The sequence below is a fragment of the Pseudomonas sp. 1D4 genome, assembly GCF_001728925.1.
Taxonomy (GTDB): domain Bacteria; phylum Pseudomonadota; class Gammaproteobacteria; order Pseudomonadales; family Pseudomonadaceae; genus Metapseudomonas; species Metapseudomonas otitidis.
The window spans coordinates 45285-64653 of sequence record NZ_LXJQ01000011.1; the positions used below are offsets into that span (position 1 = coordinate 45285).

Consider the following 19369-nt stretch of genomic DNA (forward strand, 5'->3'; position numbering starts at 1 on the left):
GAGCAAGGACATATGAGCGAAGATCGATCGAGCAACGGGCACAGGTCCTGGCTGGAAAAGCTGACCCAGGCCTTTGCCCATGAGCCGAAAAGCCGCCAGGAGCTGCTGGAGCTGCTGCGCGAAGCCCACCAGAACAAACTGCTGGACAGCGAGGCGCTGTCCATCGTCGAGGGTGCCATCCAGGTGGCTGACCTGCAGGTGCGCGACATCATGGTGCCGCGCTCGCAGATGATCAGCATCAAGGCCACCCAGACACCCCGCGAGTTCCTCCCCGCCATCATCGATGCCGCACACTCGCGCTACCCGGTGATCGGCGAAGGCCTGGACGACGTCATGGGCATCCTCCTGGCCAAGGACCTGCTGCCTCTGATCCTCCAGGACCCCGACCGCCCCTTCAACATCAAGGAGCTGCTGCGTCCGGCCACCTTCGTGCCCGAATCCAAGCGCCTCAACGTGCTGCTCCGCGAGTTCCGCGCCAACCACAACCACATGGCCGTGGTCATCGACGAATACGGCGGCGTGGCAGGCCTGGTGACCATCGAGGACGTGCTGGAGCAGATCGTCGGTGACATCGAGGACGAGCACGACGTCGAGGAAGACAGCTACATCAAGCCGCTCCCCAGCGGCGACTTCATCGTCAAGGCGCTGACCCCGGTGGATACCTTCAACAGCTTCTTCGAAACCGACTTCTCCGAAGACGAGTTCGACACCATCGGCGGCCTGGTCATGGGTGCCTTCGGACACCTGCCCAAGCGCAACGAGACCACGGAGTTCGGCGGCTTCCGCTTCCGCGTGCTCAACGCCGACAGCCGGCGCCTGCACCTGCTGCGCCTCAGCCCGATCAACCGCTGACCGCCCCCACGCCCGTCGCTTCCCGGCGCGGGCGTGGCCCGGCTAGACTGCGCGGCGTTCCGGGCCCTCCACTGCCCCGCCCAAGGATTGCGCATGAACTGGATCACCCGCCCCGGCTGGCCGGGCAACCTGCTGGCCCTGGCCGCCGGCGCCCTCACTCCGCTGGCCATGGCGCCCTTCGACTACTGGCCGCTGTCGCTACTGTCCCTCGCCCTGTTCTACCTAGGCCTGCGCGGACTCGGCCCCAAGGCCGCCTTCGGCCGGGGCTGGTGCTACGGCTTCGGCCTGTTCATCGCCGGCACCAGCTGGATCTACGTCAGCATCCACGACTACGGCGGCGCCTCGGCGCCGCTGGCTGCCTTCCTCACCGCTGGCTTCTGCGCTGGCGTGGCCTTGTTCTTCGCCATTCCCGCCGCGCTCTGGGCACGCTGGTTCCGCCGCAACGAGGCCCCGCTGGCCGACGCCCTGGCCTTCGCCGCGCTGTGGCTGGCCCAGGAGACCTTCCGCGGCTGGTTCCTCACCGGTTTCCCCTGGCTCTACGCCGGCTACAGCCAGCTGGATGGTCCCCTGGCGGGCCTGGCCCCGCTCGGCGGTGTCTGGCTGGTGTCGTTCGCCCTCGCCCTGAGCGCTGCCCTGCTGGTCAACCTGGTGCGCCTGCGCCGGGCCCCGGCGTTCCTGATCGCCGCCTTGGGTCTGCTGGCGGCCCCCTGGATCACCGGGCTGGCCCTCAAGGACCACGCCTGGACCCGACCGCTGGGCGAGAAGCTCGACGTGGTCGCCCTGCAGGGCAACGTGGAGCAGAACCTGAAATGGGACCCGGCGCAGCTGGAAGCCCAGTTGGCGCTCTACCGCGACATGACCCTGGCGGCGCGCCGCACCGACCTGATCATCTGGCCGGAAACCGCCGTACCGGTATTGAAGGAACACGCCGAAGGCTTCCTCTCCGTCATGGGCCGCGTCGCCCACGACCGCCAGGCCGCGCTGATCACCGGCGTACCGATCCGCCAGGCCAACGAGCGGGGCGAGAAGCGCTACTACAACGGCATCACCGTGGTCGGCGACGGCCAGGGCACCTACCTCAAGCAGCAACTGGTGCCGTTCGGCGAATACGTACCGCTGCAGGATGTGCTGCGCGGGCTGATCGCCTTCTTCGACCTGCCCATGTCCGACTTCGCCCGCGGCCCCGCCGACCAGCCGCCGCTGCTGGCCAAGGGCTACAGGATCGCGCCGTACATCTGCTACGAAGTGGTCTACCCCGAGTTCGCCGCCGACCTGGCCGCTCAGAGCGACCTGCTGCTGACAGTGTCCAACGACACCTGGTTCGGCACCTCCATCGGCCCGCTGCAGCACCTGCAGATGGCGCAGATGCGGGCGCTGGAGGCCGGGCGCTGGATGATCCGCGCCACCAACAACGGCGTCACTGTGTTGATCGACCCCTTCGGCCGCATCGAAACCGCCATCCCGCAGTTCGAGAAGGCCTCGCTCTACGGCCAGGTGGAGCCCATGCAGGGCCTCACCCCATACCTGAAATGGCGCTCCTGGCCGCTGGCCATCCTCTGCGGCCTGCTGTTCGGCTGGGCCCTGCTGGCCAGCCGCATCGCCAAGACGGTCTGACCCGACTCACTCGCTGGCAACCGCTCCCGAGCGGTACGCCAGCGGGTAGGCCAGCAGGCCCAGCGCCTCGTTGAGCAACATCCCGCTGTGCCACACCGCCACCGTCTCCGGCAGCCAACCGCCGAACGGCCGTGAATTGGGAGAGGACAGGAACGACGACGGCGCTGTGACCACCTCCAACCCCGCCTGCTCGAAGCACCAGCGTGCGCGCTGCATGTGGAAGGCCTGGGTCACCAGCACTACCCGCTCGACACCTTCGGCCTTGAGGATACGCGCCGACTCCACGGCGTTCTCCCAGGTGGTCCGGCTCGCCTCTTCCCGCCAGCGCACCGGCACGCCCAGATCACGCTCGAACGACTCGGCCATGATCGCCGCCTCGCTGGGCGGCTGGCCGTAGTGGAAACCGCCAGTGACCAGCACCGGTAGTTGAGTGGCCTTGGCGATCCGCGCGGCATAACGCATGCGTTCCATAGCCAGCAGGCTGGGCTGGTCGCCCTCCCAGGCAGGGTCGTCGCGCACCCGCCCGGCCCCCAGCACAACGATGGCCTGGGCGCGCCCGGGCAGCTCGGCCCAACGCGCCTCCTGCAAGGGCGGTTCGGTCTCCAGCCAGCCGGCCAGGGTTTCCACTGCCACCGGCAGGCTCATCGTCCACAGGCCACCGAACCCCATCAGGAAACAGGCGAGCGCCAGGCGGGGGCGACGCACGCGCCACCACCAGGCCAGCAACAGCAGGACCAAAAGGATGCCTGGCGGCATCAGCAGTTGTTTGAACAGATAGCGGATCGGCATCGGCACCTCCAAAGGTGCGCGAAGCCTAACGGGGATTGCCGGCGCGGAAAAGCTGGGACCCGCAGGTGGCGCAGGCCTGGACGCCCTGGCCACGCTGCCAATTGGCCGGCGCGCCACAGAGTGCGCACAACAGTTGCTGCCGCCGCTTGAACAGCGGCTTGGCCGCGCGCGGCGGCGGACTGCTCTTGGAATTGCGCACGGGCTTGGCCGCACGGGTGGGTTGCTGCTCGATGAGGGCGAGCTCCTCGGCGGCAGCGTGCCAACCGCGCAACCAATGGAGGTCCTTGTCGAGGTAGGCCCGGATCAGCGCCAGCTCGGCGGGGGTCAGCCCCTTGAGCTCCAGCTCGCTCGGGTGTTCGTTGCGCAACCGTTCGGCCGTATCCGCCTCGTCCAGCGCCAGGGCCAGGCGATGCAGCAGACGCTCATACAGCCCACCCGCCGTTTCTGCCCGCCTCGTCTCCACCATGCAGCACCTCGACACGCCCTGCAGCGCCCTCATGAAACAGAAGCTTAGCGGTCGCCAGAGCCCGCGCAGGATGGCCGCGACAAACGGCGGCGGGGGGCGCGCGCCGCACAATCAGGGTTTCCCTCTGCCAACGGCGCTCATGTATGCTACGGCGCTTGAATTTACGTTTCGCAAGCGGTTCAGCGCCCTTCACGGCCGCGATCCGATGCCCATTTATCAGCGCAAGTAGCCATGCACGAAAACTACCAGCCCCGTGATATCGAAGCCGCCGCGCAGGCCCATTGGGACGCGCATAAATCCTTTGAAGTGAGCGAGCAGGCCGGCAAGGACACCTTCTATTGCCTGTCCATGTTCCCCTACCCGAGCGGCAAGCTACACATGGGGCACGTGCGCAACTACACCATCGGCGACGTGATTGCCCGCTACCAACGCATGCAGGGCAAGAACGTGCTGCAGCCCATGGGCTGGGACGCCTTCGGCATGCCGGCGGAAAACGCCGCCATGAAGAACAACGTCGCCCCCGCCAAGTGGACCTACGAGAACATCGCCTACATGAAGGCCCAGCTGAAGAGCCTGGGCCTGGCGATCGACTGGTCCCGCGAGGTCACCACCTGCAAGCCGGACTACTACCGCTGGGAACAGTGGCTGTTCACCCGCCTGTTCGAGAAGGGCGTGATCTACCGCAAGAACGGCACCGTGAACTGGGACCCCGCGGACCAGACCGTACTGGCCAACGAGCAGGTCATCGACGGCCGTGGCTGGCGTTCGGGCGCGCTGATCGAGAAGCGCGAAATCCCGATGTACTACTTCAAGATCACCGCCTACGCCGAAGAGCTGCTCAGCAGCCTCGACGACCTGCCGGGCTGGCCCGAGCAGGTCAAGACCATGCAGCGTAACTGGATCGGCAAGTCCCGCGGGATGGAGGTCAGCTTCCCCTATGACGCCGACAGCATCGGCCAGGACGGCGTACTGAAGGTCTTCACCACCCGCCCCGACACCCTGATGGGCGCCACTTACGTGGCCGTGGCCGCCGAGCACCCGCTGGCCGCCATCGCCCTGACCAAGCTGCCGGCCGACCAGGCCGCCGAGCTGCAGGCCTTCATCGACGAGTGCAAGCGCGGCGGCGTCGCCGAAGCCGACATCGCCACCCAGGAGAAGAAAGGCCTGGCCACCCCACTGTTCGTCGAGCACCCGCTGACCGGCGAGAAGCTTCCGGTGTGGGTCGCCAACTACGTGCTGATGAACTATGGCGAAGGCGCCGTGATGGCCGTCCCGGCCCACGACGAACGCGACTTCGCCTTTGCCGCCAAGTACAACCTGCCGGTCAAGCCGGTGGTGCGCACCAGCGCCGGTGACGAGACCCCCGCTCCCTGGCAGGACGCCTACGGCGAGCACGGCCAGCTGATCAACTCCGGCGCGTTCGACGGCCTGGACTTCCAGGGCGCCTTCGACGCCATCGAAGTGGCCCTGCAGAAGAAAGGCCTCGGCCAGTCGCGCACCCAGTTCCGCCTGCGCGACTGGGGCATCAGCCGCCAGCGTTACTGGGGCTGCCCGATCCCGATCATCCATTGCCCGAACTGCGGCGACGTGCCGGTCCCCGAGGACCAACTGCCCGTCGTGCTGCCCGAAGACGTGGTGCCGGACGGCGCCGGCAGCCCGCTGGCGAAGATGCCCGAATTCTACGAATGCACCTGCCCGAAATGCGGCACGGCGGCCAAGCGCGAAACCGACACCATGGACACCTTCGTGGAAAGCTCCTGGTACTTCGCCCGCTACGCCTCGCCCACCTACGACAAGGGCATGGTCGACCCGGCTGCTGCCAACCACTGGCTGCCGGTGGACCAGTACATCGGCGGCATCGAGCACGCCATCCTGCACCTGCTCTACGCGCGTTTCTTCCACAAGCTGATGCGTGACGAAGGCCTGGTCAGCTCCAACGAGCCATTCAAGAACCTACTGACCCAGGGCATGGTGGTCGCCGAGACCTACTACCGCACCGCCTCCAACGGTGGCAAGGACTGGTTCAACCCGGCCGATGTCGAGGTCGAGCGTGACGCCAAGGCCAAGGTCATCGGCGCACGCCTGAAGACCGACGGCCTGCCGGTGGAAATCGGCGGCACCGAGAAGATGTCCAAGTCGAAGAACAACGGTGTGGACCCGCAGGCCATGATCGACGCCTACGGCGCCGACACCTGCCGCCTGTTCATGATGTTCGCCTCGCCGCCGGACATGAGCCTGGAGTGGTCCGACGCTGGCGTCGAAGGCGCCAGTCGCTTCCTGCGCCGCGTCTGGCGCCTGGCCCAGGCCCACGTCAATGCCGGCCTGCCGGCTGCGCTGGACACCAGCGCCCTCTCCGATGCCCAGAAGGAGGTGCGCCGCGCCATCCATCTGGCCATCAAGCAGGCCAGCCAGGACGTCGGCCAGCACCACAAGTTCAACACCGCCATCGCCGCCGTGATGACCCTGATGAACGTGCTGGAGAAGGCCCCGCAGGCGGACGCCCAGGACCGCGCCCTGCTCCAGGAAGGCCTGGAGACCGTGGCCCTGCTGCTGGCCCCGATCACCCCGCACATCTGCCATGAGATCTGGCGCGAACTGGGCCATGCCGATGCCGTCATCGACGCTGCCTGGCCGAAGGTCGACGAAAGCGCCCTGGTGCAGGACACCCTGCAACTGGTGGTGCAGGTCAACGGCAAGCTCCGTGGCCAGATCGAGGTGGCGGCCGACGCCAGCCGCGAGGCCGTCGAGGCGACCGCCCGCGCCAACGAGAACGTGCTGCGCTTCACCGAAGGCCTGACCATCCGCAAGGTGATCGTGGTCCCAGGCAAGCTGGTCAACATTGTCGCCAACTGACTTCACACCGGGGCTGCCGCGCAGCCCCGGCGATTCGCCAAGGGGAAAACCAACGATGAAGAAACGGAATCTGCTGGTCCTGGGCCTGACGCTGACACTCGGCGCCTGCGGCTTCCAGCTGCGCGGCACCGGCGACACCCAGTTCGCCCTCAAGGAAGTGGACGTCACCGCCCGCAACACCTACGGCGAAACCGTCAAGCAACTGCGCCAGTTGCTCAAGCGCAGCCACGTCAAGGTGCACGCCGGTGCGCCCTACCGCATCGTCCTGACCCGCGAACAGGAAGAAAGCCGCTCCGCCAGCTACAGCGGAAACTCGCGCACCTCCGAGTACCAGCTGAGCAACACCCTGGACTACGAGATCCGCGGTGGTCAGAAAGACCTGCTGCTGATGCAGGACCGTGTCGATGTGCAGCGCTACTACACCCACGACAGCAACAACCTGATCGCTTCCGATCAGGAATCCGCGCAACTGCGCCAGGAAATGCGCCGCGACATGATCCAGCAGGTGGCCATGCGCCTGCAGCTGATCACCCCTGAGCAGTTGGACACGCTGCAGGCCCAGGCGGAAGCCAAAGCCCAGGCCGAAGCCGATGCGCTGGAAGCCGCCCGCCGCGCGGAAGAAGCGCAGCAGCCGCAGCAGTCCCCGCTGCAGTTGCCCATCAAGTAAGTGCTCCGCCCGGTTGCGTGATCGCGCAGCCGGGCAGCCCTCCTCCATGAAGCTCAACGCCGCCCAGCTCAGCAAACACCTGCAAGGCAATCTCGCCCCCGTCTATGTCGTCAGCGGTGACGAGCCTCTGCTCTGCCAGGAAGCCTGCGACGCTATCCGAAGCGCCTGCCGAACCCGCGACTTCAGCGAGCGCCAGGTGTTCAACGCCGAGAACAACTTCGACTGGGGCCTGCTGCTGGAGGCCGGAGCCAGCCTGTCGCTGTTCGCCGAGCGCCGCCTGATCGAGCTGCGCCTGCCCTCCGGCAAACCCGGCGACAAGGGCGCAGCAGCCCTGATGGAATACCTGGCCCGACCGCCGGAAGACACCGTCCTGCTGGTCAGCCTGCCCAAGCTGGATGGCAGCACGCAGAAAACCAAATGGGCCAAGGCCCTGATCGACGGCGCGGACGCCCAGTTCATCCAGATCTGGCCGGTGGACGCCCACCAGCTGCCGCAGTGGATCCGCCAGCGCATGGCCCAGGCCGGCCTGGCCGCGAGCCAGGAAGCGGTGGACCTGATCGCCGCCCGGGTGGAAGGCAATCTGCTGGCCGCCGCCCAGGAGATCGAGAAGCTCAAGCTGCTTGCCGAAGGCGCTCAGGTGGACGCCGCCACGGTCCAGGCGGCCGTTGCCGACAGCGCCCGTTTCGATGTCTTCGGCCTGATCGACGCCGCACTCAACGGCGAACCCGCACACACCCTGCGCACCCTCGAAGGCCTGCGGGGCGAAGGGGTGGAAACCCCGGTGATCCTCTGGGCCCTTGCTCGTGAGCTGCGTCAGCTGGCCGGCATCGCCCAGCAATACGCCCAGGGCGTGCCACTGGAGAAAGCCTTCGCCTCGGCCCGCCCCCCGGTCTGGGACAAGCGCCGCCCACTGGTCAGCCGCGCCCTGCAACGTCACCCGGCTTCTCGCTGGAACCAACTGCTCAGCGATGCCCAACGCATCGATGCGCAGATCAAGGGGCAGGCCCCAGGTGATCCGTGGATCGGCCTGGCACACCTGGCCCTCAGCCTTGCCGGCCAGCGCCTGCCCATACCCGCCGCCTGACACTGGACATCGCCCGCACGCGGGCGCAAGATGCGCGCGCCTGCAAATCCGCAGGCGCCCAGTGGAGAGCCGGCCATGGCCAAGCAACGCAAGAAACCCAACAAGGCGAAGAGCATCGTCGCCCAACCCCTGTTCCGCAGCCGCCAGGAACAGCCACTTAAAGGCAAAGGCAGCTACCGCAGAGAAGCCTCCCGTAACTGGGAGGCTTCTTCGCTTCTGGCCGCCTGAAAACCCGGCATCCGTGCTAAGGTCGCGGCTTGTTTGGCCTGCCGTCGAGACCTGTCCATGTTCCGCGCACCAGCCCCCGGCCCCATGCTCCGCAGCCTGGCCGTGGCTTCCACCCTCGCAGCCCTGAGCGCCTGCGCCGAAACACCCACCGCCACCGCGCCCGCTTCCCAGTCCAGTACCGCCACGGCCACCGCCGTGCTGACCACGCCCGGCCCGTCGAGCACGGCCACCACCCCGTCCCCGCTGATCGCACAGCCCGGCGAGAGCTTCGAGCAATGGCGTGATCGTTTCCGCCAGGAAGCGCTGGCAGCCGGCATCCGCGCCACCATCCTCGACCAGGCCTTCGTCGGCGTCACCCCCGACCCGAGCGTGGTCGCCGCCGACCGGAGCCAACCCGAATTCACCCGCCCCGTCTGGGAATACCTCGACGGCGCGCTGTCTCCCTACCGCGTTCGCAAGGGCCAGGGCCTGCTGAAACAGCACGCCACCCTGCTCAGTGCCATCGAGGCCCGCTACGGCGTCGACCGCCAGGTCCTGGTGGCGGTGTGGGGCATGGAAAGCAGCTTCGGCCAGTTCATGGGCGAAAAGTCGGTGATCCGCTCCCTCGCCACCCTGGCTTATGAGGGGCGTCGCCCGACCTTCGCCCACGAACAACTGATCGCCGCCCTCGGCATCATCCAGCATGGCGACATCCAGCCCAGCGGCATGCGCGGCTCCTGGGCCGGCGCCATGGGCCAGACCCAGTTCATCCCCACCACCTACAACAGCCATGCCGTGGACTTCGACGGCGACGGTCGCCGCGACATCTGGAACTCCACCGCCGATGCCCTGGCCTCCACCGCCCATTACCTCAAGGCCTCCGGTTGGCAGATGGGCAAACCGTGGGGCGCCGAGGTGCGGCTGCCGGCCGGCTTCGACTACGCCCAAGCCGACGCGGACATCCGCAAGACAGTCGGTGAGTGGCGCCAGCTCGGGGTCCAGGTGCCCCTGGCACCGGGCCTCGACCAGGACCGCGCCGCGCTGCTGGTCCCCGCCGGCCATCGCGGTCCGGCCTTCCTGGTGCTGGACAACTTCCGCGCCATCCTGCGCTACAACAACTCCTCTTCCTATGCCCTGGCCGTGGGCCTGCTGGCCCAGCGCTTCGACGGTGCGGGGCAGATCACCGGCGCCTGGCCGAAGGAAGACCGTCCCCTCAGCCGCACCGAGCGCATCGAACTACAAGAAGCCCTCGCCAGCACCGGCTACAGCCCAGGTGCTGCCGACGGCATCATCGGTGCCAACACCCGCAAGGCCATCCGCGGCTACCAGCAGCGCCTGGGTTGGCCCGCCGACGGCTACCCCACTCCAGCCCTGCTGCTGCAGTTGCGCAACGGCCGCTGACACCTTCCTTTCGCCGGGTCCGAGCGGCCCGGCGACTGCCAGAACGGCACCACCTTTGTGGTAGAATCCGCCACCCTCCTTGCCCCCTGCGGCAGCCTGATCAGCCTCTAGCGGAGCCCGTCCGATGTCCGATACCAGTCCGTCCAAACCCGTCGCCAGTGGCGAGAAGTTCCGTACGGCCCAGGGGATCACCGCAATCAAGGACGGCCAGAAGCGCCGCAACTCCGCCGAGCCCCAGGTGTTCGAACCCAAGCCCAAGTGGCTGCGGGTCAAGGCGCCCGGTGGCAGCCGCTTCGAGGCGGTCAAGCGCAACGTCGGCGAACACCGCCTGAGCACCGTGTGCCAGGAGTCCCACTGCCCGAACATGGGCGAGTGCTGGTCCAACGGCACCGCCACCATCATGCTGATGGGCTCGGTGTGCACCCGGGCCTGCCGCTTCTGCGCCGTGGACACCGGCAACCCCAACGGCTGGCTGGATCTGGAAGAGCCGCAGAACACCGCCAAATCCGTCGAGCTGATGGCCCTGCGCTATATCGTACTGACCTCGGTGGACCGCGATGACCTCGACGACGGTGGCGCCAGTCACTACGCCGCCTGTGTGCGTGCCATCAAGGAGCGCACCCCGCAGGTGGTGGTCGAAGCGCTGACGCCGGACTTCGACGGCGACCTGCCTTCCATCGAGCGCGTGGTGGATTCGGGGCTGGAAGTGTTCGCCCAGAACGTCGAAACGGTGAAACGCCTCACCCACATCGTCCGCGACCCCCGAGCCGGCTACGAGAAGACCCTCGGCGTGCTGGCCCACGCCAAACGCCATCGCCCGTCGGTCCTGACCAAGACCAGCCTGATGCTGGGCCTGGGCGAGACCGACGAGGAGATCATCGAGACCATGGACGACCTGCGCGCCATCGGCGTCGACATCCTCACCCTCGGCCAGTACCTGCAACCGACCCGCAACCACCTGCCGGTACAACGCTGGGTCAGCCCGGAAGAGTTCAACCGTTTCCGCGACATCGGCCTGGAGAAGGGCTTCATGGAGGTCGCCGCCGGCCCGCTGGTACGCTCCAGCTACCGCGCCGACCGCGTATTCGAAAAGAACAACCTGGGCCTCGCTGCGCCGGTGCCGGTTCCCGGCCAGTCCACCGACGAGAGCCTGATCCCGGCCCTCAACCTGAACTGATCCGCTCACAGTGAAAAGCCCCCGTCGGCAGGCCGGCGGGGGCTTTTTCATGTCAGCGGCAATGAGGTCAGCCGGCGTAGCCGAGCCGCACCCGCAGGGCCTGCTCCAGGCGCTCCGCCACCTCGTCGAGGGGCGCGGGCTGCGCCAGCAGGTCCTTCAGTTGGACCATCTTCAGCCCGGCATAGCCACAGGGGTTGATGCGCCAGAAGGGCGACATGTCCATGTCGACATTCAGCGCCAGGCCGTGGAACGAACAGCCACGGCTGACACGCAGGCCCAGTGAAGCGATCTTGTCGCCGTTCACGTAGACGCCCGGCGCATCGGCCTTGGGCGCCGCTTCGATGCCATAGGTGGCCAGCACGTCCACCAGGCTCTGCTCCATGGCGGTGACCAACTCGCGCACGCCCAGACCGAGGCGGCGCAGGTCCAGCATCAGGTAGGCCACCAACTGACCGGGACCGTGGTAGGTCACCTGCCCTCCCCGGTCCACCTGGATCACCGGGATATCCCCTGGCGCCAGCAGGTGCTCGGCCTTGCCGGCCTGACCCTGGGTGAATACCTGGGGATGCTGCAGCAGCCAGATCTCGTCGGGCGTCTGCTCGTTACGCTCAGCCGTCAGGCGGCGCATCGCCTCGAAGGTGGGCAGGTACTCGACCAGCCCGAGGCGACGCACGATCAGCTCGGGCGCCACTACAGCACCATGTGCACACGGCCGGTGGCGCGCAGGTCGACGTGGATCGCCTGCAACTGGTCGACGCTGGTGGCGGTGATCAGCACCTGTACGGAGAGAAAGCGACCGTTGCGGCTGTCGCGGACCACCAGGGTGGTGACATCGAGGTCGGGGGCGTGGCGCTGGATCACTTCGATCACCAGGTCGGCGAAACCTTCACCGGCATCGCCGATCACCTTGATCGGGTAGCGCTCGCAGGGGAATTCGATTTTCGGGGCTTGTACGTCGGTATCGGTCATGGCGGCGGCGGACCCGTAGTCCGCGAGGCGGAAGCCCCGTCTCCTGTGGAGTACGGGGCTTCGGCAGTGGGTCAGTGGTGGGATCGGCTCAGTTGAACAGGCCGAAGAAGAACAGGCGGATGCTATCCCACAGGCGGCGGAAGAAACCACCCTCCTCGACAGCTTCCAGGGCAACCAGGTCGGCGCTGTGCACCACCTTGTCGTCCAGCTTCACTTCGACCTTGCCGATCACGTCACCCTGCTTGATCGGAGCGACCAGTTGGGGCGACAGGGTCATGGCGGCCTGCAGTTTCTGCAACTGGCCCTTCGGCAGGGTCAGGGTCAGGTCGTTGGCCAGGCCGGCCTTCACTTCGCGGGCGGTACCTTTCCAGACCTGGGCTTTGGCCAGCTCGGCGCCCTTCTGATAGAAGGTCTTGGTCTCGAAGAAACGGAAACCGTAGGTCAGCAGCTTCTGGGTCTCGGCGGCGCGGGCCTGTTCGCTGTTGGTGCCGAACACCACGGCGATCAGGCGCTGGTTGTCACGCACGGCGGAAGCCACCAGGCAGTAGCCGGCCTCGTCGGTGTGGCCGGTCTTCAGGCCGTCGACGGTCTTGTCACGCCACAGCAGCAGGTTGCGGTTGGGCTGCTTGATGTTGTTCCAGAGGAACTCCTTCTGCGAGTAGATGGCGTAATGGGCCGGGTCCTCGTAGATGATCGCGCGGGCCAGCAGTGCCATGTCGTGGGCGGAAGAATAGTGCTCCGGGTTGGGCAGGCCGGTGGCGTTCATGAAGTGGCTGTTCTTCATGCCCAGCTTCTCGGCCGTGGTGTTCATCATGTCGGCGAAGGCGTCCTCACTGCCGGCGATGTGCTCGGCCACCGCCACGCTGGCGTCGTTGCCGGACTGGATGATGATGCCGTGAAGCAGGTCGCCCAGGGCCACCTGGGTGTTGACCTTGACGAACATGCGCGAGCCGCCGGTGCGCCAGGCGTGCTCGCTGATGGTGACCGGGTCGTTCTCGCCGATCTGGCCCTTGCGGATCTCCAAGGTGGCGATGTAGGCGGTCATCAGCTTGGTCAGGCTGGCAGGCGGCAGGCGCTCGTCACCATTGTTCTCCACCAGCACCTGGCCGCTCTGTGCGTCCATCAGTACATAGGACTTGGCAGCCAGTTGCGGGGGGGCGGGAATAATCTGCTCGGCGGCCTGCGACACCGGCATGGCGATGAGCAGAGCGGCTGGCAGTAGGAGGCGTTTCGCGAAGCTGATGATGTTCATCCGTCTCTCTGAATTGGTTGAAGGTGAAACAGTCCCTTGCGGGAAGAAGGAGGGCGACCCCGGAACCGCGCACTGCTCCGGGTCCGCCGTCCGGCGTCAGTCCGGTTTGACCAGGGTCGGCTGACCCAGGTTCGCCAGCCTGATGCTGTCCTGGAGCTGCAGGGCTTCACCCTGAGTGTCGATCGGCCCCAGACGCACCCGATGCAAGATCTGCTGGTTGCGGGCCACCGAGCTGATGAACACCGGGGCAGCCACCATCGAGCTGAGCTTGTCCTTCAGGAGTTCCGCAGCGTCCGGATTGGCGAAGGCGCCAACCTGGAGATACAGGCCAGAGGCTCCGAGTGAAGCGTTTTTTTTTGAGTCGATCTGCACCGGCAGCACGGGAGCGGCGTGCTGCTCAGGCGGCGGGGTGTACTGTTCGACCGTGGAGGCGGCCACGATGGGTGCTTGCGTGGCAGGCGCCGGCTGGGGCTTGGCTACCTGCTGCGGCTGGGCCAGCACCATGGGCACCGGACGCCCCTGGGCAGCCCACCACTCATGGGGGTCGATGCCCTCGACCTTCACACGCGCGGTGCCGACCTCGGCATAGCCGAGTTTCTTTGCCGCAGCGAAGGACAGATCGATGATGCGGTCGGAATAGAACGGCCCGCGGTCGTTGACCCGCAGGATCACGCTGCGGCCGTTCTCCAGGTTGGTCACCCGCACGTAGCTGGGCAACGGCAGGGTCTTGTGGGCGGCGGTCATGCCATAGAGGTCGTAGGCCTCGCCGTTGGCAGTGGCCTGGCCGTGGAACTTGGTGCCGTACCAGGAGGCGGTGCCCACGGCCTGGTAGCGGCGGGCGTCGGCCATCGGGTAGTAGGTCTTGCCCATCACGGTGTAGGGGTTGGCCTTGAAGCTGCCGTAGTGGGGCATCGGCACCGCATCGGGAATGCGCGAGACGTCCACATCCCACCAGGGCGCGCCATCCTTGTGCGGACGGGAGTAGTCGCCCGGCCCGGAGATCGGGCCACCCGGCTGGGTGTACTGGGGGCTGCGACTGCTGGAGCAACTGGCCAGCAACAGGGCCAGGGTGCCGTAGGTGGCAATTCGAATCGGAAGAGACCGCATGGATTAACGCCCGCCCCGCGCTTTGACCAGGGATTCGGAAAGCTGATGCACGGCCATGGCGTACATCACGCTGCGATTGTAGCGGGTGATCACGTAGAAGTTGGGAAGCCCCATCCAGTACTCCAGGCCATCGGCGCCGTCGAGCTTGAACGCAGTGACGGCGAGATCATCGCGCAAGGCATCGCCGCTTGCCCAGCCCAGGGCACGCAGTTCACCCACGCTTTTCGTCGGTTCAAGGCCTTCGCTGAGGCCCTCGTCGGCCTGCTCGCCACGCACCTGGGCGCGGCTGACCACCTGTGCACCGGCGGCCCAGCCATGGCGCTTGAAGTAGCTGGCGACGCTGCCGATGGCGTCCACCGGGTTGCCCCAGATGTCGATATGACCGTCGCCGTCGAAATCCACGGCATAGGCACGGAAGCTGCCCGGCATGAACTGCGGCAGACCCATGGCGCCGGCGTAGGACCCCTTAACGCTGAGTGGGTCGATCTGCTCTTCGCGGGCCAGCAGCAGGAACTCCTTGAGCTGCTTGCGGAAGAAGTCCGCGCGCGGCGGGTAGTCGAAGCCCAGGGTGGACAGCGCATCCATCACCCGGTAGCTGCCGGTGTTGCCGCCGTAGAAGGTCTCGACACCGATGATGGCGACGATCACCTGGGCCGGCACGCCGTACTCCTGCTCCGCACGGGCCAGGGCCTCGGCGTGCTGGTTCCAGAACGCCACGCCCTTCTGGATGCGTGCATCGGTGATGAAGATCGGCCGGTATTCCTTCCACGGCTTGACCCGTTCGGCCGGGCGCGAGATCGCATCGAGGATGGCCTGCTTGCGCTGCACCTCACGGAACAGGGCGACCAGTTGCTCCCCGGCGAAGCCATAATCGCGGGTCATCTCCGAAACGAATTCGGCCACCTGCGGGCTGCCGTCGTAATCCCCTGCCAAGGCCGGGCCGGCGAGGCCCAGCAGGCCTGCCAGGCCGATCCCGGCGGCGCCTTGCACCATCCAGCTACGCAGTACGTTCAATGCTTCCACTCGTTTCAAACCTGGGCGATCCATTTGCGATGGGTGTGGACCGCCATCAAAACCCCGAAGCCCGACAACAGCGTCACCAGGTGGGTGCCACCGTAGCTGATGAAGGGAAGGGGTACCCCCACGACTGGCAGCAGACCGCTGACCATACCGATGTTGACGAACACGTAGACGAAGAAGGTCATGGTCAGGCTGCCAGCCAGCAGCTTGCCGAACAGCGTCTGGGCCTGGGCGGTGATGACCAGCCCGCGCCCGATCAGCAGCAGGTAGACCAGCAGCAGGATGCAGATGCCCACGAGCCCGAACTCTTCGCCGAGGACGGCAATGATAAAGTCCGTGTGGCTTTCGGGCAAAAAATCCAGGTGCGACTGGGTGCCCAGCAGCCAGCCCTTGCCGAATACCCCGCCGGAACCGATGGCCGCCTTGGACTGGATGATGTTCCAGCCCGTGCCCAGCGGGTCGCTCTCGGGGTCGAGGAAGGTCAGCACGCGCTGCTTCTGGTAGTCGTGCATCACGAAGTACCACATGCCCACCGCCACCGGGACCACCGCCGCCACCGCACCGAGGATCCAGCGCCACTGCAGACCGGCCATGAACAGCACGAAGGCGCCGGAGGCCAGGATCAGCAACGCCGTGCCCAGGTCAGGCTGGCGCACCACCAGCACGAAGGGCACGACGATCAGCGCCAGGCTGACCACGATGTGCTTGAGCTTGGGAGGCAAGGTCCGTTTGGACAGGTACCAGGCGATCATCGCCGGCATCAGGATCTTCATGAACTCCGCCGGCTGGAAGCGGATCACCCCGGGAATGTTGATCCAGCGGGTCGCGCCCATCGCGTTGTGGCCCATCACGTCCACCACCACCAGCAGCAGCACCCCGCCGGCGTAGCCCAGGGGCACCCAGCGGGCCAGGAAGCGTGGCTCGAACTGGGCGATGGCGCACATGGCCGCCAGGCCGATGCCGAAGGACGAGGCTTGCTTCATCAGCAGGTCCCAGTGCTTGCCACTGGCGGAATAGAGGACGAACAGGCTGCCCACCGCCAGCAACAGCAGCAGCAGCAGCAACTGGCCATCGATGTGCAGGCGCTGCAGCAGGCTGGCCCGGCGGCGCATCACGTCTTCATTGGACAGGGTGCGGTCGAAGTTGCTGTTCATCGGCGAATACTCGCATCAGCGGTCGCAGGCGCGCCTGCAGGGCGGAATTCGGGCTTGAGCTGGCCGTCCGGTCCAAGCAGCCAGGCGTCCATCACCTGCTTGACCACCGGCGCCGCCACCCCGGAGCCGGACTCGCCGTTCTCCACCATCACCGCCACGGCGATCTTCGGATCGTCGGCCGGGGCGAAGGCGATGAACAGCGCGTGGTCGCGGTGGCGCTCCTGGACCTTCGAGCGGTCGTAGCGCTCGCCCTGCTTGATGGCGACCACCTGGGCCGTACCGGACTTGCCGGCAATGCGGTAAACGGAGGCGGCGCCCACCTTGCGGGCGGTGCCCCGCGCACCGTGCACCACCTGCTCCATGCCGGAGCGCGCGTAGTCCCAGAACTTCGGGTCGCGCAGGGTGATGTCGGGCATCGGGTTCTCGTCCACCGGCGGCTCGCCGCCGATGCTCTTGGCCAGGTGCGGGCGGACCCACCTGCCACGGTTGGCCATCAGCGCGGTGGCCTGGGCCAGTTGCAACGGCGTGGCCTGCATGTAGCCCTGGCCGATGCCGAGGATCAGCGTCTCCCCCGGGAACCAGGCCTGGCGGTAACGGGAACGCTTCCAGTCGCGGGAGGGCATCAGACCCGGCGTTTCCTCGAACATGTCCAGCGCCACCTTCTGGCCGAAGCCGAAGCGGCTCATGGACTGGTGCAGGCGATCGATGCCCATCTTGTGGGCAAGGTCGTAGAAGTAGGTGTCGTTGGACCGCATGATCGCGGCCTCCAGGTTCACCCAGCCGTCACCGGAGCGGTTCCAGTTGCGGTACTTGTGATCGTAGTTGGGCAGTTGGTAGTAGCCCGGGTCGAACACCCGTGAATCCGGCGTCACCACCCCGGCTTCGAGACCGGACACCGCCACCATCGGCTTGACCGTCGAACCCGGCGGATAGAGCCCGCGCAGCACGCGGTTGTACAGCGGCCGGTCGATGGAGTCGCGCAGCTCGGCGTACTGCTTGAAGCTGATGCCGGTGACAAAGGGGTTCGGGTCGAAGCTCGGCTGACTGACCATGGCCAGCACATCGCCGCTGGATGGCTCGATGGCCACGATGGCGCCCCGGCGCCCACCCAGGGCGTCCTCTGCCGCTTCCTGCAGGTGCGCATCCAGGGTCAGCACCAGGTCCTTGCCGGGCTTCGGGTCGGTGCGCTTGAGCACCCGCAGCACACGGCCACGGGCGTTGGTCTCGACTTCCTCGTACCCCACCTCGCCGTGCAGCGTGTCCTCGTAGAAGCGCTCGATGCCGGTCTTGCCGATGTGGTGGGTGCCGCTGTAGTTGATCGGGTCGAGCTCCTTGAGCTCCTTCTCGTTGATCCGCCCGACGTAGCCCACCGAGTGAGCGAAGTGCGCGCCCTGCGGGTAGTGGCGTACCAGTTGGGCAGCCACCTCCACACCGGGCAGGCGGAACTGGTTCACCGCGATGCGGGCGATCTGCTCCTCGGTCAGCTCGAACAGCACCGGCACCGGCTCGAAAGGGCGTCGCCCCTGCTTCATGCGCTTCTCGAACAGCGCGCGGTCGTCCGGCGTCAGCTCAAGCACCTCGACGATCACGTCCAGCACGCTCTTCCAGTCGCCAGCGCGCTCGCGGGTCACCGTCAGGCTGAAGCTGGGGCGGTTGTCCGCGATGATCAGGCCGTTGCGGTCGAAGATCAGCCCCCGTGTCGGCGGGATCGGCTGCACATGCACCCGGTTATTTTCCGAGAGCGTGGAGTGGTACTCGTACTGGATCACCTGCAGGTAATACAGGCGGGCAATCAATGCGCAGGTCAGCAGCAACACCGCAACGGCACCCACCACGACGCGCCGACGCACCAGGCGGGCATCCTTCTCGTGGTCCTTCAGGCGGATCGGTTGCGGCATCGGTACGGCTTACTTGTGGTAGGGGTGCCCGGAGAGCACGGTCCAGGCGCGGTAGATCTGCTCGCCCACCAGAATCCGCACCAGCGGGTGCGGCAGGGTCAGCGGCGACAGCGACCAGCGCTGCTCGCTGCGCGCGCACACCTCCGGCGCCAGCCCCTCGGGGCCACCCACCATGAGGTTCACGGTACGCGCGTCGAGGCGCCAGCGGTCGAGCTCGGCAGCCAGTTGCTCGGTGCTCCAGGCACGCCCTTCGACTTCCAGGGTGACGATGCGTTCCCCAGGCTGGACCTTGGCCAGCATCGCCTCGCCCTCCTGGCGGATCATCCGCGCCACGTCGGCGTTCTTGCCGCGCGTGGTCAGGGGGATTTCCACCAGATCGAGGGACAGCTCGGACGGCAGGCGCTTGGCGTACTCGTTCCAGCCCTCCTCCACCCAGCGGGGCATGCGCGAGCCGACGGCGATCAGACGCAGACGCAAGGCGGTGCTCCGTTATTCCTGGGGATGCTGGGCGCGGCTCTGCTCGGCGCCCTGCCACAGGCGCTCCAGGTCGTAGAACTGGCGGGTGGCGACCTGCATCACATGCACGACCACATCCCCCAGGTCCAGCAGGGCCCACTCGCCGCCGTCCAGGCCTTCGCTGCCCAGGGCGCGGACGCCGTTTTCCTTGACCTTCTCCAGCACGTTCTCCGCCAGGGACTTGACGTGGCGGCTGGAGGAGCCGCTGGCGATCACCATGAAGTCGGTGACGCTGGTCTTGCCGCGTACATCGATGGTGGTGATGTCCTGGGCCTTCATGTCTTCAAGCGCCGCGAGGGCGATCTTGACCAGTTCTTCGTTTTGCATCGGTTCAATTACCTCG

The 19369-nt window shown here is 66.7% G+C and carries 19 protein-coding genes; 8 read left to right on the forward strand and 11 right to left on the reverse strand.

Annotated features, from left to right (window positions below; translation table 11 throughout):
* Positions 1–12: 12 nt before the first annotated feature.
* Together A7D27_RS08230 and lnt are read left to right on the forward strand one after the other, a co-directional pair.
* Positions 13–852 carry an HlyC/CorC family transporter gene (locus tag A7D27_RS08230; RefSeq protein WP_069560790.1) on the forward strand — a complete coding sequence of 280 codons (840 nt, stop codon included), beginning with the start codon at positions 13–15 and terminating at the stop codon, positions 850–852.
* 93 nt (positions 853–945) lie between these two features.
* Complete coding sequence (gene lnt / locus A7D27_RS08235) at positions 946–2466, forward strand: apolipoprotein N-acyltransferase (protein ID WP_069564586.1); 1521 nt, start codon at positions 946–948, stop codon at positions 2464–2466.
* A gap of 6 nt (positions 2467–2472) precedes the next feature.
* Here lnt and A7D27_RS08240 read toward each other — a convergent pair whose 3' ends face one another.
* Both A7D27_RS08240 and A7D27_RS08245 read right to left on the reverse strand, forming a co-directional pair.
* Positions 2473–3255 carry a YdcF family protein gene (locus A7D27_RS08240; protein WP_069564587.1) on the reverse strand — a complete coding sequence of 261 codons (783 nt, stop codon included), beginning with the start codon at positions 3253–3255 and terminating at the stop codon, positions 2473–2475.
* Positions 3256–3280: 25 nt separating this feature from the next.
* Positions 3281–3721, reverse strand: a complete 441-nt coding sequence (locus A7D27_RS08245) for a hypothetical protein (protein WP_069560793.1) — start codon at positions 3719–3721, stop codon at positions 3281–3283.
* A 231-nt stretch (positions 3722–3952) separates the two neighbouring features.
* Between A7D27_RS08245 and leuS the strand changes: the two genes are divergently transcribed.
* The 6 genes from leuS to lipA all read left to right on the forward strand — a co-directional run bounded on the left by leuS (position 3953) and on the right by lipA (position 11110).
* Complete coding sequence (leuS, locus tag A7D27_RS08255) at positions 3953–6574, forward strand: leucine--tRNA ligase (protein WP_069564589.1); 2622 nt, start codon at positions 3953–3955, stop codon at positions 6572–6574.
* A gap of 55 nt (positions 6575–6629) precedes the next feature.
* A complete protein-coding gene (gene lptE / locus A7D27_RS08260; protein WP_069560796.1) occupies positions 6630–7241 on the forward strand; it encodes an LPS assembly lipoprotein LptE in 612 nt (203 codons plus the stop codon).
* 46 nt (positions 7242–7287) lie between these two features.
* On the forward strand, positions 7288–8325 hold the full coding sequence (gene holA / locus A7D27_RS08265; RefSeq protein WP_069560797.1) for a DNA polymerase III subunit delta: 1038 nt from the start codon (positions 7288–7290) through the stop codon (positions 8323–8325).
* A gap of 75 nt (positions 8326–8400) precedes the next feature.
* Complete coding sequence (arfA, locus tag A7D27_RS08270; protein WP_044410741.1) at positions 8401–8553, forward strand: alternative ribosome rescue factor ArfA; 153 nt, start codon at positions 8401–8403, stop codon at positions 8551–8553.
* A gap of 57 nt (positions 8554–8610) precedes the next feature.
* Complete coding sequence (locus tag A7D27_RS08275) at positions 8611–9933, forward strand: lytic murein transglycosylase (RefSeq protein ID WP_069564590.1); 1323 nt, start codon at positions 8611–8613, stop codon at positions 9931–9933.
* A 124-nt stretch (positions 9934–10057) separates the two neighbouring features.
* The gene (gene lipA / locus A7D27_RS08280; protein ID WP_069560799.1) at positions 10058–11110 is read left to right on the forward strand and encodes a lipoyl synthase; all 1053 of its coding nucleotides are present in this window, start codon (positions 10058–10060) and stop codon (positions 11108–11110) included.
* A 67-nt stretch (positions 11111–11177) separates the two neighbouring features.
* On the opposite strand, the gene lipB is transcribed toward lipA, so the two are convergent.
* The 9 genes from lipB to rsfS all read right to left on the reverse strand — a co-directional run bounded on the left by lipB (position 11178) and on the right by rsfS (position 19353).
* The gene (gene lipB / locus A7D27_RS08285) at positions 11178–11801 is read right to left on the reverse strand and encodes a lipoyl(octanoyl) transferase LipB (RefSeq protein ID WP_083265565.1); all 624 of its coding nucleotides are present in this window, start codon (positions 11799–11801) and stop codon (positions 11178–11180) included.
* On the reverse strand, positions 11801–12079 hold the full coding sequence (locus A7D27_RS08290; protein WP_069564591.1) for a DUF493 domain-containing protein: 279 nt from the start codon (positions 12077–12079) through the stop codon (positions 11801–11803). Before A7D27_RS08290 ends, lipB begins: the two co-directional genes overlap by 1 nt.
* Positions 12080–12167: 88 nt before the next feature.
* A complete protein-coding gene (locus tag A7D27_RS08295; RefSeq protein ID WP_069560800.1) occupies positions 12168–13331 on the reverse strand; it encodes a D-alanyl-D-alanine carboxypeptidase family protein in 1164 nt (387 codons plus the stop codon).
* Between the two features lie 96 nt (positions 13332–13427).
* Positions 13428–14438, reverse strand: a complete 1011-nt coding sequence (locus A7D27_RS08300; RefSeq protein ID WP_069564592.1) for a septal ring lytic transglycosylase RlpA family protein — start codon at positions 14436–14438, stop codon at positions 13428–13430.
* 3 nt (positions 14439–14441) lie between these two features.
* Positions 14442–15452, reverse strand: coding sequence for a lytic murein transglycosylase B (mltB, locus tag A7D27_RS08305; RefSeq protein WP_069560802.1), 1011 nt, complete (start codon positions 15450–15452; stop codon positions 14442–14444).
* Positions 15453–15466: 14 nt separating this feature from the next.
* Positions 15467–16570, reverse strand: a complete 1104-nt coding sequence (gene rodA, locus A7D27_RS08310) for a rod shape-determining protein RodA (RefSeq protein WP_170832283.1) — start codon at positions 16568–16570, stop codon at positions 15467–15469.
* 38 nt (positions 16571–16608) lie between these two features.
* The gene (mrdA, locus tag A7D27_RS08315) at positions 16609–18510 is read right to left on the reverse strand and encodes a penicillin-binding protein 2 (RefSeq protein WP_069560804.1); all 1902 of its coding nucleotides are present in this window, start codon (positions 18508–18510) and stop codon (positions 16609–16611) included.
* A 9-nt stretch (positions 18511–18519) separates the two neighbouring features.
* A complete protein-coding gene (gene rlmH, locus A7D27_RS08320) occupies positions 18520–18987 on the reverse strand; it encodes a 23S rRNA (pseudouridine(1915)-N(3))-methyltransferase RlmH (RefSeq protein ID WP_044410767.1) in 468 nt (155 codons plus the stop codon).
* Positions 18988–18999: 12 nt separating this feature from the next.
* A complete protein-coding gene (gene rsfS / locus A7D27_RS08325; RefSeq protein ID WP_044410769.1) occupies positions 19000–19353 on the reverse strand; it encodes a ribosome silencing factor in 354 nt (117 codons plus the stop codon).
* Positions 19354–19369 lie beyond the last annotated feature (16 nt).

What these genes read in the sequence shown, in the direction of transcription:
- leuS (WP_069564589.1), top strand. Translation starts at nt 3,953, where the DNA reads ATGCACGAAAACTACCAGCCCCGTGATATCGAAGCCGCCGCGCAGGCC.
- mrdA (WP_069560804.1), bottom strand. Translation starts at nt 18,510, where the DNA reads ATGCCGCAACCGATCCGCCTGAAGGACCACGAGAAGGATGCCCGCCTG.
- holA (WP_069560797.1), top strand. Translation starts at nt 7,288, where the DNA reads ATGAAGCTCAACGCCGCCCAGCTCAGCAAACACCTGCAAGGCAATCTC.
- rodA (WP_170832283.1), bottom strand. Translation starts at nt 16,570, where the DNA reads ATGCGCCGCCGGGCCAGCCTGCTGCAGCGCCTGCACATCGATGGCCAG.
- A7D27_RS08245 (WP_069560793.1), bottom strand. Translation starts at nt 3,721, where the DNA reads ATGGTGGAGACGAGGCGGGCAGAAACGGCGGGTGGGCTGTATGAGCGT.
- A7D27_RS08230 (WP_069560790.1), top strand. Translation starts at nt 13, where the DNA reads ATGAGCGAAGATCGATCGAGCAACGGGCACAGGTCCTGGCTGGAAAAG.
- A7D27_RS08240 (WP_069564587.1), bottom strand. Translation starts at nt 3,255, where the DNA reads ATGCCGATCCGCTATCTGTTCAAACAACTGCTGATGCCGCCAGGCATC.
- lipA (WP_069560799.1), top strand. Translation starts at nt 10,058, where the DNA reads ATGTCCGATACCAGTCCGTCCAAACCCGTCGCCAGTGGCGAGAAGTTC.
- rsfS (WP_044410769.1), bottom strand. Translation starts at nt 19,353, where the DNA reads ATGCAAAACGAAGAACTGGTCAAGATCGCCCTCGCGGCGCTTGAAGAC.
- A7D27_RS08290 (WP_069564591.1), bottom strand. Translation starts at nt 12,079, where the DNA reads ATGACCGATACCGACGTACAAGCCCCGAAAATCGAATTCCCCTGCGAG.
- lptE (WP_069560796.1), top strand. Translation starts at nt 6,630, where the DNA reads ATGAAGAAACGGAATCTGCTGGTCCTGGGCCTGACGCTGACACTCGGC.
- A7D27_RS08295 (WP_069560800.1), bottom strand. Translation starts at nt 13,331, where the DNA reads ATGAACATCATCAGCTTCGCGAAACGCCTCCTACTGCCAGCCGCTCTG.
- A7D27_RS08275 (WP_069564590.1), top strand. Translation starts at nt 8,611, where the DNA reads ATGTTCCGCGCACCAGCCCCCGGCCCCATGCTCCGCAGCCTGGCCGTG.
- A7D27_RS08300 (WP_069564592.1), bottom strand. Translation starts at nt 14,438, where the DNA reads ATGCGGTCTCTTCCGATTCGAATTGCCACCTACGGCACCCTGGCCCTG.
- lnt (WP_069564586.1), top strand. Translation starts at nt 946, where the DNA reads ATGAACTGGATCACCCGCCCCGGCTGGCCGGGCAACCTGCTGGCCCTG.
- arfA (WP_044410741.1), top strand. Translation starts at nt 8,401, where the DNA reads ATGGCCAAGCAACGCAAGAAACCCAACAAGGCGAAGAGCATCGTCGCC.